Below are 16,203 nucleotides of genomic sequence, written 5' to 3' on the forward strand. Positions count from 1 at the left end.
CCTGAGGTGCGAGGAGCGCAAACGACGAGCCTCGAAGGGTCGGCGAGACAGGTTGCGAAACCCTTCGTGACGCTCGCAGGCTCGCTCCTCAGGGAGCGGGGGTGACGCTCGCAGGCTCGCTCCTCAGGGAGCGGGGGTGACGCTCGCAGGCTCGCTCCTCAGGGAGGCCGGGGTGACGCTCGCAGGCTCGCTCCTCAGGGAGCGGGACGCACAGCAGCTCAGTTCTTCACCGCCCGCATGGGTCCCGGTGTCCAGAGCCCGTTGTGGGTGTCGGTGGTGATGGTGAGCTCGGCGTCGGTCTGCGGGAGGATCGGGGTCAGGCTCTGGAGCATGCCCCAGTCCTTCGCCCAGTCGTTGCGCAGGTACGACGGGTAGACGCGGGGGCGCAGTTCGTTCTCGACGATGCCCAGCGGACCGCCGGAGTCGCCGGCCATCCAACGCTGCGAGTTGACCCGTTCGCCTTCCCGGTCCGGCGAGATACGCCACTGCGGTGTCTCCAGGACCCCGTACTTGACCTGGGCGGGCCGTTGGCAGGGAAACGCCAGCGCGGTCTCCCAGTCGATGAGCACCGGATCCTCGCTGCCCACCAGCGAATCGAGCGTCACCATCGACGACACGCGCGGGGGTGTGACGGCCAGCCACTGGTCGCGCAGGGTCGAGGTGTCCTCGGCGAGGACACGGACCACGGTCGCTCCGCGGGGTGCCTGGTCCATCGGGAAGCGCAGGTTGCGCCATTCGGGTGCACCACCGATGTCGAGTGGCACCATCTGTCCGGCGGGCGCCACCGTGCCGTCGGGCGCCACCCGCCCGAACTGCAACCGCACGCGCTGTCCGGGCCGGGTGACCGCGAGATCGTCGATGTACTCGACCTGCCCGGCCACCGACATGGTGACGAGCGGGCGCTCATCGGACCTGTTCTGCGGCAGCTGATACCAGTCGGACGTGAGTCGTCCGGTGCCATTGGGGGAGTTGTACGTACCGAGGACCGGTGTCTCACTCGGCGACAGACCGAACGGCAACTTCACCGTCGACCCGTTGACCCCTGCCTGCGCGGTCCGCCCGCCGCTGGTGTCGCTGGAACCGGTCGTCGTCTCGGCCTCGGCGCTGCTGCCATCGTCGGTCGGATCGGTCTGCGTGCGATCGACCTCGGCGGTCGAGGTCCCCGAGGAGGAACCCTCGGCTTCCTCCTCGGTCTCCTCGGACAGGTCCGACGCCACCCCGTCGGGGTCGACACCCTCCATCCCGGTGCCGGCGAGAGCCGCACCCGGGGAGGGATTGTTCTGCCCGGCCACCCGGGCGGGCGCCAGCAGGCCGGCGTTCGGATCGTCCTCGACCAGCACGGCGTCGGCCAGAGCGCAGGGTCGTCCCTGCAGAGCACTGACATTGGAACTCAGCCACGACCACGAATTGCGTTGCGTCCAGTCCGCCTTGGCGAACGAGACGAGCGTGAACAGCAGCATGATGGTCGACACGACGATGATCGACGGGCTGCGCAACCGCGTGAACACCGACCGCGGCCGTCCGGCCCTGGCCACCTCGTCGACGTAGTCGTCGCGGAAGTGCTGCCACAGGCCGAGGACGGTGAGGGCCACCGCGACCGCCAGGATGCCGGTCCACAGCGGGATCCCACGGACATCGGGAACCGCGTCGCGCCAAGGAATTCCGTAGCTGCCGACGTACCACCACTGGTTGCGTCCGGAGAACGCGAGCGCGAGGACATACGCGCAGGCCGCGGCGAACAGTGTGCGATTGCGCCGACGGCGCATGATGGTGCGATCCGCGCACGCGGTCGCCACCGCGGCGAGCGCGCCGCCGATCGCGGCATAGACGCCCAGCTGGTGGGTCCATTTCGTCGGCAGGAACGCCATGAGTACCGCCGAACCGGCGACCATGGCGACCAGACGCCACGTGGGGCCGGTTGCGATTCCGGGCAGCCGGCGCCGGTTGAGCAGCATCACCACGACCAGGATGAAGCTGGTGAACACGATCAGAATCCCGAAGCGACGGGCGATGCCGCCGTCGGCGGTGGGGTTCATCAGCATGTAGTAGCGCATCGGCTCCTCCCACCATTTGTTGGTGGGGCCGACCTGCCCGTTGACCGAGACCGCTTCCAGGATCGCCGCGAGCGGCTGGTCGGCGAAGATCTCGAACATCACCGCGAGACCGGCGGCGAGGATCGGCACGGCCAGCGGCCAGAATCCATCCCGCTTGCGGCGCAGCGAGAAACGCTTGAGCAACGGCCGAATCCCGGCGATCAGCGCCACCGATGCGATCACGCCGGTCGGATGGATGGTGAGGGTGAACGCCGCCGCGATGATCCCGATCGTGAGCGGGAAGAAGCGCCCGGTCGCGATCGCGCGCTCGACACACACCCAGGTGAAGAGAGTGCCCAGCGCGATCAGCGGCTCCACGCGCAGACCGTTGTTGTACGGCATCCACACCGCCAGGAAGACCAGTGCCGCAGCCCAGATCGCCGGGGTCGACTCACGGACCGCACGTCCGAGACGGGGAATCGCGGCGCGGCTGATCAGCCACCACGACGCCATCGCGAACAGGAACGGCAGCAGGCGCAGCCAAGGTGTCGCGGTGCTGACCTCCATCCACGCCGACAGGTAGTGGTAATGCCAGCCGAACGGGTCCTGCGGGACACCGAAGTAGCGATAGTAGTTGTCGAGATAACCGGCCTCGCTCGCGATCCGGCCGACGGTCACCTGGTAACCGTCGTCAGCCGTGTTGCCGCCGACGAACAACCAGATCAGCAGTACGAGGGCGACGACACCGTCGACCGGGCGCACCCGCCACCAGCCTGCCGGGAAGAGCTTGTGATGTCCGCGCGCATCCCGGGCGTCGAGGACGGCCAGTGCGGCGAGGGAGAGGATCGTCGACGCGATCCCGATCACCAGCAGCCAGAACTTCAGCGTCGTGGGCGTGGAGACGAATCGGGTGTCGATGGTGGACCGGAACGAGAGGCCCTCGGTGCTGACATCGGCCGGCAGGCCCGAGTACACGCCGATGATCTGCGGGCGGGCGTTGGGATCCCGCAGGTCGAAGGAGCGGACCGCACCCGTCTCCGAAGCAGCATCCGGCAGGCCTTCGATCGAGCCCCGGGTACCGTTCGTGTCGGCTGCGACGACGATGCGACAGTCGGGTGTGCTCTGCGCGGCTGCCCGAGAGGTGTTGAGCAGAACGACATTTCGCTGCACCACCTGGAGCGAGTCGGCGGTGGCCCGGACGAAGAGGCCGACCTTGCCCGCCTCGGCGCCGCCTTCGGGCACCGTCGACAGCAGCACACCACCCGACGCGGGCAACGATGCGCCGAGTGCGCACGGTACCGCGACGTCCATGGAGACCGGGACGAAGGACACGTTCGGGGCCGCCACGTTGCCCACCGAACCCTGCTGCGGCCAGGTCAGTTCGGCCTTGGTGTAGTCGACCGGAAGGAACGGGCTGAGCAGCGCGAGGAGGATGCCGACGACTCCCGCGGCCATCGCGACGACGCGCGCGGTGCCGGCGTGGCGTTCCGCGAAGCCGTTCCGGTGGTCATCGCCGGAGGATGCGGTCGCGGAGGGATTCTCGGCGGGGGAAGTCTCGGTGGTCGCCACGTCTGCTCGTTCTTCTCCGGTGTCGGGGTTCGCCGGGCCGGCGTGCGGGTCGCTGCGGTCAGTCATCTTCGGGCACCACCCTGATCGGCCCCGGTCGGGACCATCCCCACGTGGTCGCCGTTCCCGTCTGCACGTCCGCGGGTCGTGCCTGCGGTGCCAGCGGAGTCAGGCGCTGCAGGTTGCCCCACTCGCGATACCAGTCTTTGTCGAGGTAGGTGGCGAGGGTCGCCGGTCGCGTCAGTGCCTCGACCGGTGCGAGCAACCCGCCGTCCTCGGCGGCCATCCAGGTCTTGGACTGTGAGTTGGCAATCCACGACTCGGGCAGGATCCGCCACTGCGGGAGGTCGAAGACGCCGTGGCGGGCGGTCATCGGTCGCTGGCACGGGAACACCGCGCCGGCGGCGAAGTCGATGAGCACGGGATCGGTGGAGCCGACGACGTCCTGCAGGGTCCGCAGGACGGGCGCACGAGGAGGTGTGACGGCGAGCCACTGATCTGGATCGAGGTTGTTGTCCCGGGCGACGATCCGCATCACGGACGCTTCGGCGGGTACGCGGTCCATCGGGATACGCAGGTTCCGCCACGGACGGTTGGTCCGCTCGGGGTCGATCGGGATCGCGGGAGCACCGACCTCCTCGAACCTCCCATCGGCGACATTCTGCCTGCCGAACTGCACCTCCAGCGACTGCCCGAAGTTCGGGACGCCGTCCCGGTCGAGTGTGAAGACCGCGCCGGCGGCGGTGATGACGATCAGCGGTGAGGAGTCGCGCGCGGGCAACCGGTACCAGCCGGTGGTCAGAGTGGCCTGGCCGCTGGTGGTTTCGTGACTTCCCAGCACCGGGGTGGTCGCCGGGTCGAGGCCGAAGGGGAGTGCGGCGGTACTGCCGTTGACCCCACGAGGACCCACTCCGCCGGTGGTGCCCGGATTGCTGCCGTAGACGATGAAGGTCTTCGACAGGTCCGCCGAGGTGTTCATCGCGCCGGGCTTCTGGGCCCCGGCCTGCGGCGTCAGATCCGGCTTCACCCCGTCGGGACGGAAGCCCTCGGACTGCCCCTGCAGGGTCGACGACGCCGTGCCACCGCCCGCGGGTGCCAGCATGCCCTGATTCGGATCGGGTTCGACGAGGACGGAATCAGCCATCGCACAAGTGTTTCCGCGTGCCGAGTCCAGGTTCGCGGACAGCATGGTGAAGGTGTCCGCGCGGGTGGCCGCGGCCTTGGCGAACACCGCGAGTTCACTCACGACGATGAGGACGGCGATCACCGCGATCGGCGCGGATGCGACACCGATGCGCCAACCGGCCGGTGCCGCCCCGCGATCATGGGCGAGCCCGGTCTCGTCGACGAAGTCCATCCGGAGGTGCTGCCAGATCGCGAACAACAGCGCCAGCACCGCCAGGGCGAGCAGCACGGTCGAGACCTGGATGCCCGCGACGACCGGTGCCTTGTCGAACCAGGCGATCCCGAAGTCGGCGGGCCACGGCCACGCGTTCTTTCCCGCCGCGGCCGCCGCGCAGGCCACCAGGAGCCCGGCGACCAGGACGGACAGGTTGCGCAGAGTGCGGCGTGCCGCCTGACCGATCGCCACGCAGGCGACAGCGGCGAGCGCCGCACCGAGTCCGGCGAGGACGCCGAACTGGATGGTCCATTTGGTCGGGGTGAACGACAAGAACAGGATCGTGAGCAGGGAGGCACCCAGCGCCCGCCACACCGCGCCCGGATCGATCCCGTCGATCCGCTTGCGCCGCAGCATGATCGCCAGAACCACGAACATGGAGACGGCGAACAGCAGGACCGGGACGCGCCGGGCCAGTGCGCCGTCGGTCGTGTTCACCGCGAGGAAGTAGTAGCGGAGCAGTTCCTGGTACCAGGCCAGCGTCGGACCGACCGAGTAGCGAATCCGCAGTGCTTCGAAGACGGTCGCGAGGGTCTGGTCCCGGAAGACGATGATGACGACCACTGCGACCCCGGCCAGTAGTGGGGCCAGCAGGGGCAGGAGACCGTCTTCGGCGCGGCGTCGGACCAGGATGCGGAGCATGGGCCGGGCACTCGCGATGAGAAGTGCGAGCGCGACGAGACCGTGCGGGGCCAGGGCGAGGGTCATCGCGGCGGTGAACGCCGCGATGACTGCCGGCAGCATCCGCCGGGTGGAGACCGTGACCTCTACCGCCCACCAGGTCGCGAGGGTGCCGAGCACGATGATGCCCTCGGTGCGCAGGCCCGAACACATCGGCAGCCAGAACGCGAGGAACACCGCGGCCCCGGTGAGCATCGCCCACCGGGACCGGCGGACGGCGCCGCCCAGGCGGGGCAGCAGGACCCGGCTCAGGATGAACCAGGCGGCCAATCCCGCCAACAGCGACGGCAACCGCATCCACAGGCCGGTCGTCGAGATGGTCGACCAATAGGCGAGGAAGCTGTAGTACCAGTCGAACGGCGCTTCGGGAATGCCGTAGAAGCGGTAGTAGTTCGCGAGGTATCCGGCGTCGGCGGCGTTGCGACCGATGTTGAGGATGTAGCCGTCATCGGGTGATCCCGCGCCGAGGAAGTGCCAGATCACGAGCGTCAGCGTCACACCGATGTCGGTGGGCCCGGGCCGGAGCACGGCGCGCCACCGGAGACGGCGACCGACGCGGCGGTGGTAACCGTGGATGCGGTCGAGACGTCCCACGGCCACGAGTGCGACGACCGCCGCTCCGGCGCCGACGACCATCACCACCCACTTCAGGATCGACGGCGACGAGTCGAACCGGTCGTCGATCTCGATGCGGACGTCGAATCCCGGGGCGGACCGGACCTGTTCGGCGGTGAGGTCGGTGAAAACGCCGGCGATCTGCGGATTCGCCGACGGCCCGGCGAGGCCGACATCGCCGCCGCCCGCGGTGGCCGGCCCCGGGGGGAGGCCGACGAACTGCGCGCCGGTCGTCGTGGCGTCGGCGAAGATGCGGAGCTCGGCGCAGCCGGCGAGGGCGTCTCGCGGTGCCGACGCAAGTGTCTTGTTGCGGTTGGACACGGTGACGCCGTCGGCGCCGGCGACGACGAACAATCCGTCGTCGCGTGCTGTGGTCGCGGCCGCGGGCATCGTCGACAACACGACGGTGGACGCGTCATCGGGGGTCGTCGCCAGCACGCGGCAGGGGATCGAGATCGCGAGGTCGCGAGCGGTCTGCGCGACCAGCGGAGCGGTGACCGACGCCGACTCGCCCGTCTGCTGCGGCCACGTGATCGACGCCGTGGACGTGCTGACCGGGAGGAAGGGCGTCAGGACCCCGGCGACGACGGCGACGACACCGGCGACCGCGGCCACGAGGGCGACGGTGCGGGATCGGGGTTCGCCGGACGTGCGCTGCGCAGCGGTTTCGGCGGTGGTGTCGGCGCTGCCAGCGGACACTTCAGGCGACTTCGGCACAGGCGCATCGTAGTCAGCCATGCTGTGACAAACCCAAATCCCCTGACCGGATCTCGTAGCGTCAATGCGCGCTATGTGCGCATTGACGCTACGAGTCGCTGCGCGCGATCCGGATCAGGAGAACCGCATGAGGATCGAGTGCACTGCCTGGGTGACGGTCATGCGGTCGTAGGTCTGCACGAATTCGAAGGTGCGCTCGAGATCGGGACCGGCGTCGTGCTGGTCGCGCGCCGACAGCAGGGCGGCGAAGTGCGGTCCGAGGACGGCGACGTTCCACTCGTTGATGAGGTCGTCGTCGGCGTCGAGGGGCGCGCGGTGCACGTTCCCGTCCCGGATGTCGGGAAGTCCGACACCGTAGACCCCGGCCAGGCCGGTCTTCTCCGACATCTCCCGCCACCGCTTCGCGGTCCGCGAGGTGAAGTGCTCGGCGAACTGGAACGTGCCGAGGACGATCGCGGCACCGCCGATGGCCGCCTGTTCCTCCAGTGCCTTGCTCATCTCGATGAGCAGGCGCTTGTTGCCCATGCGCGGCGAGATGGAGGTCGACGCGATGCGATACGGAGTCGACTTCTCCGGGCCGGGCGTGGTCCAGACCGGCATCTCGGGCAGCGGCACGACGGTACGGCTGGCGAGCACGGCAGGATCGGTCACGGCCGGATAGAGGTCGCCGATTCCGAAAACGGCGCCCATGGTCTGCGCCGTGATCCGGCTGGCCTCGTCGTCGACGCCCTCGGCGATGACGACGGCATGGCTGCGTTCGGTGTGCGCGGCGAGCGCGTGCGCGAGGTGGGCGGCGTCGGAGCTGGTCCGCGACGTGAGCAACTCGGCGCCGGTGACGATGATGTCGGGTTCGACGAGGGAGAGCAGCGTGGCCGCGTGCTCGCTGCGGACGAGGCCGTCGACGCAGATGATCTTGCCGGCCGCCCGGGCGCGGGCGACGCGGGCGAGTGTGCGTTGCGGACTGCGCTCGACGGCGTCGGGCAGGATGACCATGACGTGACGTTCGAGGCTGCGCGCGGTGTCGTCGTCGAGATTGTCGATGAGGTCGAGATCGAGGGATACCAGCAGCGGGAGGATCTTGGCCAGCGACTGCGCGCGCTGGGAGGCGGCCATCTTGCGCTTGCGCTCGTCGAGGACGGGATGTTCTTCGACCAGGCGGGCGGCGCGTTTGAGGGCGGCGGCGGTGGCGAGGCGGGTCCCGGCCGGACCCCGGAGCTGCAGTTCGACGGCGGCGAGGGCGCCGTCGGACAGCCGGCAGACCGGCGCGAACTGCATGTGGAGCTCCAGATCATCGAACAGGGTGAATGATCGCGTTTCGGACACACGTGCCTCCCCGTCAGAGCGAGAAGCGCCCCGATCGATCTGGTGGACGCGGATTGCTTCACATCCTGTTCGCGGCAAAAGCCTGTGGCCAGCGTAACAAACCGTCGGTCCACGAACATGATGAAGCGGCCCTTGGTACCCGTGGTTCCAAGCGGCGCAACGTATTCGGCTGTGAGTCCTCGTGCTGTGTCAGTGCCTGTTCGTGCTTGTCGGTACAGAAAAGGCTGTTACCGCGGTCGCGACCAACGGGGCGGGAGGTCGCGACCGCGGCTCCGGGGGCGGGTCCGGGGGTGTGGTGACCCGCTACTCGGTCTTGTGGGCGAGGTCAGCGGGCGGCGTCGGCCGCTTCTTTCTCGCCACTGGCGCCGGCGTGGGTGAGCTCGCCGGTGTAGCTCTCCAGGTGTGCGCGGACGAACCACTGGAACTTCTCGAGTTCGGCCGTCTGTCCGATGAGGATGTCCTCGGTGATCGGGTCGATGTCGCCGATCTTGGCGATGCCGTCGCGATGCGAGGTGATGAACCCGTCATAGACGAGGTCGAGGGCGCCGAGGTGGGCCTGCGCGGTGTCACGGCCGATGGAATAGTCGCTCCACGAGCGGTCGGCTTCGATGGCCTTGGCGGTGCCCTTGGGCGACGCGCCGAGGGTGGCGATCCGCTCGGCGATGGTGTCGGCGTATCCGCGGACGAGTTCGACCTGCGGGTCGATCATCTCGTGCACGCCGATGAAGTTCGCGCCGACCACGTTCCAGTGGATGTGCTTGAGGGTGAGGTGCAGGTCGTTCAACGCGCTGAGGCGCTCCTGCAGGATGCCCACGACCTCGTTGGCGGCTTCGTTGCTGAGTCCAGGTGCGGTGAATGAAGGCATGACTCGAAATTAGGCCGGGATCGGACGTGTGACGAGGGCTCACGGCCATGAGTGACGGAACCGAGACGGCACATCACAGTGAGATAACGAAGCGTGTCCACGGTGTTTGCCGCGTCGACCCGGGGGAAGCAGAAACCCCAGGTCGACGCGGTCCTCGACGAACGGTCAGTAGCCGCTGGAACGCATCGGCGCGGGGTCGTACAGCCCGGAGCGGCGAGCGGTGCCGAGGTCGAGTTCCGCGGCCGGTGCCGGGATGATCTCGGCGAATTTCTGCAGACCGCCCCAGTCGCGACCCCAGTTGCTGCGCAGGTACGTCGGGAGCAGGGTCGGTCGCAGCATCGCCTCGGTGATCCCGAGCGGGCCGCCCGCGGTTCCCGACATCCAGGTCTGGCTGTTCTTCCGGGTGGCCTCGGCGTCGGGCATGATCCGCCACTGAGGTACCTCGAGGACGCCGTCGCGCACCTTCATCGGCTGCTGACATGGGAAGACCATGCCGGGCAGCCAGTCGATGAAGACCGGGTCGGTCTGACCCACGACGTCGTTGAGCGTCGCCAGCGTGCTGACCCGCGGCGGTGTCACCGCCACCCATTCCGACGGTGCGGCCGCGGTGTCGGCGACCTCGACCCGGACGACGGTCGCCCGGGGTGGCGAGTCGGCGAGCGGGAACCGCAGGTTGCGCCACGTCGGGGTCTCGCCGATGTCGATCGGGAACATCCGGCCCAGGGTGCTCACCCGGCCGTCGGCCTCCACGCGGCCGAACTGCATCGTGACCTTCTGCCCGGCGTGGATCACCCCGATCCCGTCGACCGCTTCGACCGAGCCGGCGACCGCCATCGTCAGCAGCGGGGCGTCGTCGGAGCGTTCGGGCAACTGGTACCAGTCCGAGGTCAACGATCCGGTGCCCGACGGCGAGCCGTAGCTGCCGAGTACCGGCGTCTCGGCAGGGTTCAGTCCGAATGGCAGACGCACGGTCGACCCGTTGACGCCCCGGACGCCCTGGCCGCCTTCGGTACCGCCCTGTGCGGACGAGCTGTCGCCGGATTCGTCCGAGCCCGCACCGGTTTGGGCGCTGTTCTGCGAACCGGAGGTACTCGACGACTCGGTGCTCTCGGTCGCATCGACCGACAACCGGTCGGGTACGCCGTTGGGGGTGAAGCCGGAGGCGTCCGGACCTGCCAGTGCGGCAGCGATGTCAGGGGCCGGACGGCCGTCCACGGCCGCGGGCCGCAGGAGCCCGGCGGTGGGGTCGGCCTCCACGAGGACGTCGTTCGCCAGGCCGCACGGGTCGCCGGTGAGCGCACGAGCGTTGGACTTCATCCACGACCACGAATCACGTTGCTCGTAGGCGCCTTTCGCGAAGGAGGCGACCATGAACAGCACCATCAGCCCGGCGATGACCGGTAGCGGTGAGAACTTGAGTTTCGAATACCACTTGTCGCTGCCCCGCGTACGGGTCGTCTCGTCGACGAAATCGTCGCGGAAGTGGAACCACAGGCCCGCCAGTGCGGTGGCGACCGCGGCGAGAAGGATGAACCAGGCGATGTTGAGGCCGCCCACCGTCGGTGGGCGATCCCACCACGGGACCCCGTAACTGCCGACGAACCACCAGCCGTTGGTGCCGGCGAAGGAGATGCCCGTGATCGCGAGCACCGCGGCCGCGAAGAAGCTGCGATTGCGTCGTGACCGCAGCACCGCCGGCGCCATCATCGCGCCCGCTGCGGCGGCGAGACCCGCGGCGATGCCCGCGTACACACCGAAGTGGTGGGTCCACTTGGTCGGCGTGAAGGCGATGAAGAACATGGTGCCGAGGGTCACCGCGACCAGACGCCAGATCGGCGCGCGCGCGACACCGTTCGGATGCTCACGCCGCAGGAGGCGGAGCAGTACGACGAAGAGGCACAGGATCATCGCCAGCACGCCGAAACGTCGTGCGAGCGTGCCGTCGGCGGTCGGCAGGATCAGGTAGTAGTAGCGGATCGGTTCCTGCCACCACTCCAGCGTCGGACCCACGTCGGAGGCGACCTTGTTGCCCGCGATCAGCGGTGCGAGCGGCTGATCGGCGAAGATCTGGAACAGCACGGCCGTGCCGGCCGCCAGGATGGGCGCGAGCATCGGCAGCAGCCCGTCGCGGGAGCGACGTGACACCAGTGTCTTGACGATCGGTCGGATTCCGGCGAGCAGCGCGGCGACCGCCATGAGCCCGCCGGGGGCGAGGGCGAGCGTGAAGGCGGCGGTGACCACCGCCACGGCGTAGGGGAGCAGTCGGCGGGTCGCGATCGCGCGTTCCACACAGCACCAGGTGAGCAGTGCGCCGACGGCCTCGGCCGGCTCGGGCCGCAGGCCGTTGTTGAACGGCAGCCAGATCGCGAGGAAGACGAACGCCGCCGACCAGACGGCGGGGGTGCTGTGCCGGACCGCGCGGCCCAGACGCGGGATCACCTCTCGGCTGATCAACCACCAGCCGAGCAGACCGAGAAGGAACGCGGGCAGGCGCATGAACGGTGCCGCGACACTCACATCCGTCATGGCCGAGATCACCTGGAAATGCCAGCCGAACGGATCCTGCGGCACACCGAAGTAGCGGAAGTAGTTGTCGGCGTAGCCGGCGTCTCCGGTGATCCGGCCGACGATGAAGTTGTAACCGTCGTCGGAGGTGTTGGCGCCCGCGAACCACCAGAAGGCGAGAATCGCGAACACCGCGACATCGGGTGGCCGGATGGTGAACCATCCCGACGGCAGGAAACGCTTGTGGCTGCGGCCATCCCGCCGATCCAGAACCCCGAGGGCGATCAGCGAGACGATCGTCATGAGGATGCCGAGCACGATCGCGGTGAGCTTCAGCGGGGTGGGGGTGCTGACGTAGCGCGTGTCGATGGTGGCGCGCAGCGACAACCCGTCGCGCGGTGCGTCCGCGGGCAGATCACTGTAGATGCCGACGATCTGGGGACGCATCTCGTGGTCGGCCAGTGTGAAGCCATGTGAGGCGCCCGAGTCCGCAGCCGGTTCCGGCAGTCCCTCGAATCGCCCGCTCACGCCTTCGCCGTCGGCGCGCATGACGATGCGGCAGTTCGGATTCGACTGTGCGGCGGCGCGATCGGTGTTCAGCAGCGCGACGTTGCGATCGGTGAGCGTCAGCGCATCGGCGCTCGCGCGGACGAACAATCCGCGGGCGCCGGCGTCCTGGCCGCCCTCGGGGATCGTCGACAGCAGAACTCCGCCCTGCTCGGGCAGCCGGGTGGCAAGTGAGCACGGCACCGACATGTCCATGTCGATCGGCACGAAGGACACCAGCGGCGCCGCGACGTTCGAGACCTCGCCGCCCTGCGGCCACTTCAGTTCCGCGGTCGACTGATTGACCGGCAACAGGGGAGTGAGCACCGCGAGCAGGAAGCCGAGCAGACCGGTGACGGTCGCGACGATCTTCGGGTTGACCGTGATCTTCGGGTTGACCGTCGCCAGACGGGAGAAACGGGACTCACTCATCGGATTGGGGCTCCACCCTGATCGAGCCGGTGCGCGACCAGCCCCATTGCGTCGTCTGTGCCGTGTCGATCCGCGCGTCGGATGCGTCGGACACGAGCGGTGTCAGCTTCTCCAGTGCGCCCCAGTCGCGCACCCAGTCGTCCTGCAGGTACGTCGAGACCGCTGCCGCCGAGGTGGTGGCCTCGGAGATGCCCAGCAGCCCGCCGTCCACGCCGGCCTGCCAGGTCTTGGACTGGGAGTTGGTCAGCGGATAGTCGCCCAGGATGCGCCACTGCGGCACCTGGGCGACGCCGTGGGAGACGCCCATCGGCCGCTGGCACGGGAAGTGCGAGGCCACCCCGAAGTCGATGAGCGTGGGTGCCGTCGATCCGACGACCGCCTGCAGCGTCTGCAACCGTGGTGCGCGCGGCGGGGTGATCCCGATGAACTGCTTCTCGCCGAGGTTGTTGTCCTGCAGGGACAATCGCATCACGGTGGCTCGCGGTGGGGCCGCCGACATCGGCACGCGCATGTTGCGCCAGGGCATGTTGAGGATCACGGGTCCGGGATCGATGGGCAGGATGTCGGGGCCGACCTGTTCGAAGGTCCCGTCCGCGCCCGGGCGGCCGAACTGCACCACCATCTTCTGCCCGAAGTTCCGGACGCCGAAGGTGTCGACGGTCGAGACGGCGCCCGCGGTGCTGAACACCAGCAGCGGCGACGCCGCGCGGTCGGCGGGCAGGTCGTACCACCCGGTCGTGAGGCGGGCTTCGCCCGGATATCCGTAGCTGCCCAGGACCGGTGTGGTGGCGGGGTCGAGCCCGTAGGGCAGTTTGGCGGTGGAACCGTTCACGGTTTCCGGTCCGCGTCCGCCGGTCGTCCCGGCGCCCAGGCCGCCGGTGATCGCGAACGGGCGGGCCATGCTCGCCGACACGTTCATCTGCCCGGGGCGCTGGCTCCCCGGCTCGGGCTGGAGGTCGTCGGGGATCCCGTTGGGCGAGAAGCCCACCGGGTTCTCGCCGCGAAGTGCCTGCGTCGCGGTCGCGCCCGCCGCCGGGGTCAGCATGCCGACGTTGGGATCGAGTTCGACGAGGACGTCGTCGGCGAGCCCACAGCTGTTGCCGCGCAGGGTGTTCAGGTTCTCGGCCAGGGCGGTCGACGCCGGATACCGGGTCACCGCGGCCTTGGCGAACAGCAGCAACTCGACGATCACGAGCAGGCCGGCGATCACCGCCAGTGGTGAGGAGGCGAGGAAGAGTCGCCGACGATCCGCCCGGGTCTCGCCGGGGCCGGTGTCGGCGTGGGCGAGACCGCGATTGGTGACGTAGTCCAACCGCAGGTGCTGCCACACCGCGACCCCGGCCGCGATCACGGCGAGGATCAGGAACAGGGTCGACGCCTGGAAACCGGCGATGACCGGCGCCCGGTCGAACCAGGAGATGCCGTATTCGTAGAGGAACGGCCACGAGTTGTAACCCGCCATCGCCGCCGCCATCGCAAACAGCAACCCGGAGACGAACACCGTCAGGTTCCGTGCGGACCGGGCTGCCGACTGGGCCACGGCCACGGTGGCCACCGCCGCGACCGCCGACGCCAGCCCGGCGAGCACGCCGAACTGGATGGTCCATTTGGTGGGCGTGAACGCGAACAGCAGCAGGGTGACGCCGACGGCACCGATGAGGCGCCATGCCGGTCCCGGATCGACTCCGCGAATTCTCGTGCGGCGCAGCATGACCGCGACCGTCACGAACAGGCCGGCGAGCAGGAGCAGCAGCGGCACCCGACGGGTGAGCGCGCCGTCGTCGGTCACGACGGAGATGAAGTAGTACCTCAGGAACTCCTGGTGCCAGGAGATGACCGGCCCGACCGAGTAGCGCAACTTGATCGCCTCGAGGACGGTCGCCAGGGTCTGATCCCGGAACACCACGATCAGGACGAGCATCCCGGCCGCCGCGATCGGCGCGACGAGGGTCAGCGTCGTCGTCCAGACCGAGCCGTCGAGTCGCTTTCGCCGATCGATGAGGATGTGCAGCAGCGAGCGGGCCGCCACCAGCAGGATGGCCACACCGACGACGCCGTGCGGGGCCAGAGCGAGGGTGAAACCCGCGACGAGCGCGGCGAGTGCCGCCGGAAGGAGTCGTCGGGTCGCGATGGCGTGTTCGGCGGCCCACCAGGTGAGCAGCGAACCCAGGACGATGATCCCCTCACTGCGCAACCCGCTGCAGAACGGCAACCAGAATGCGGTGAACGTCATGGCGGCCGCCCAGATCGCCCATGAACTCCGCCGTACCGCCGGACCGAGGCGCGGCAGGAGCACCCGGCTGAGGACGAACCACGACACGAGCCCGGCGACGAGTTGCGGGATGTGCATCCACAGCACCGACGGCGAGACCGACGACCACACCGCGAGGAAGCTGTAGTACCAGTCGAAGGGCGCCTCGGGGATGCCGTAGAAGCGGTAGTAGTTGGCGAGGTAGCCGAAGCCGTCGGCGGTCCGGCCCATGTTGAGGATGTAACCGTCGTCGGGCGAGCCGGCCCCGAGGACGCTCCAGACCAGCAGGATCGCGGTGACGATGAGGTCGGTGGCCCGGGGTTTCAGCGAATGCCACCAGGACCGGGTCCGTGCGCCGATCCGCCGGTGGTACCCGCCGATGCGGTCGAGCAGTCCCAGTGCGACGACGGCGACGAGAACCGACAGCACAGCGAGCACCGTCACCACGATCTTGAGGATCGACGGGGACGACTCGTATCGATTGTCGATGTCCACCTGCACGCGCAGGCCGTCGGCAGCGGCGGCGCGTGCCTGCTCGGGGCTCAGGTTGCTGAAGATGCCGTCGACCTGCGGACGGCGGTCGGGCGGCAGGGTCGTCGACTCGCCGAGCCCGACGAACTGGGCGCCCGGACCGGTGGGTGCGGAGAAGATGCGCAATTCCCGGCATCGGTCCAGGTCGGCGCGTGCGGCGGTCGCGGCGAGACTGTTCCGGAAGGTCACGGTGATCGCGGCGTCGGTGGCGGTGACCCACAACGACGACGACTTCGACTTCGGCGCGTTGGTCGGCATCGTCGCGAGGACCACGCCGTCGTCTGCGGACGCCAGCGTCGCGCACGGGATGCGCGCGTCGAGGGTCTGCGGGGTCTGCGCGATGAGTGGCGCCATCACCGACGAACTCTCGGCGCCCACATCCTGTCCGGCCGGCCATGCGAAACCGGCGTCGACGGCCTTGACCGGCAGTAGTGGGGTGAGGGCGCACAACACGATGCCCGCGATCCCGGCCACTGTCGCGATCCACCGGGCGGTGCCCGCGGAGATCCTGGTCGATGGCCCCGACGACGACGTTTCTGCGGGATCCTCTGGCGAGGTCGGGGCTGTCACAGGCACGGTGCCTCATCGTAAGCGACGTGCCCCGGGCCACCTAGGGCCCACCCCGCAGCCCTGCTCGACAAGGTGCGTGACCGTCGGTACCACTGCTCCCTGAGCTGAGGAGCGCAGGCGGTGGCCCTCTGCTCCTTGAGGTGAGGAACGCAGGCGGTGGCCCTCTGCT

6 protein-coding genes are annotated in these 16,203 nt (G+C 69.0%); all 6 read right to left on the minus strand.

All coding sequences use genetic code 11. The features are described from left to right. Positions 1-218: 218 nt before the first annotated feature. The 6 genes from AMD30_RS23035 to AMD30_RS23060 all read right to left on the minus strand — a co-directional run bounded on the left by AMD30_RS23035 (position 219) and on the right by AMD30_RS23060 (position 16,040). Positions 219-3,668, minus strand: a complete 3,450-nt coding sequence (locus AMD30_RS23035) for an arabinosyltransferase domain-containing protein (protein ID WP_055477237.1) — start codon at positions 3,666-3,668, stop codon at positions 219-221. Further along, the gene (locus tag AMD30_RS23040; RefSeq protein WP_197282836.1) at positions 3,661-7,032 is read right to left on the minus strand and encodes an arabinosyltransferase domain-containing protein; all 3,372 of its coding nucleotides are present in this window, start codon (positions 7,030-7,032) and stop codon (positions 3,661-3,663) included. Before AMD30_RS23040 ends, AMD30_RS23035 begins: the two co-directional genes overlap by 8 nt. Before the next feature lie 93 nt (positions 7,033-7,125). Then, positions 7,126-8,334: a DICT sensory domain-containing protein gene (locus tag AMD30_RS23045; RefSeq protein WP_014924981.1), complete on the minus strand. Its 1,209-nt coding sequence runs from the start codon at positions 8,332-8,334 to the stop codon at positions 7,126-7,128. Between the two features lie 325 nt (positions 8,335-8,659). Beyond that, complete coding sequence (locus AMD30_RS23050) at positions 8,660-9,199, minus strand: Dps family protein (RefSeq protein ID WP_010844834.1); 540 nt, start codon at positions 9,197-9,199, stop codon at positions 8,660-8,662. A gap of 165 nt (positions 9,200-9,364) precedes the next feature. Further along, the gene (locus tag AMD30_RS23055) at positions 9,365-12,682 is read right to left on the minus strand and encodes an arabinosyltransferase domain-containing protein (RefSeq protein ID WP_055477238.1); all 3,318 of its coding nucleotides are present in this window, start codon (positions 12,680-12,682) and stop codon (positions 9,365-9,367) included. After that, positions 12,675-16,040: an arabinosyltransferase domain-containing protein gene (locus tag AMD30_RS23060; protein ID WP_197282837.1), complete on the minus strand. Its 3,366-nt coding sequence runs from the start codon at positions 16,038-16,040 to the stop codon at positions 12,675-12,677. The genes AMD30_RS23055 and AMD30_RS23060 overlap by 8 nt, the downstream gene beginning before the upstream one ends. Positions 16,041-16,203: the final 163 nt, after the last annotated feature.

The organism is Gordonia sp. HS-NH1, from assembly GCF_001418765.1.
In the GTDB taxonomy this organism is placed as follows: Bacteria; Actinomycetota; Actinomycetes; order Mycobacteriales; family Mycobacteriaceae; genus Gordonia.

Excerpts from the sequence above, each read along its gene's own strand:
- AMD30_RS23035 (WP_055477237.1), bottom strand. The coding sequence starts at position 3,668 with ATGACTGACCGCAGCGACCCGCACGCCGGCCCGGCGAACCCCGACACC.
- AMD30_RS23040 (WP_197282836.1), bottom strand. The coding sequence starts at position 7,032 with ATGGCTGACTACGATGCGCCTGTGCCGAAGTCGCCTGAAGTGTCCGCT.
- AMD30_RS23050 (WP_010844834.1), bottom strand. The coding sequence starts at position 9,199 with ATGCCTTCATTCACCGCACCTGGACTCAGCAACGAAGCCGCCAACGAG.
- AMD30_RS23055 (WP_055477238.1), bottom strand. The coding sequence starts at position 12,682 with ATGAGTGAGTCCCGTTTCTCCCGTCTGGCGACGGTCAACCCGAAGATC.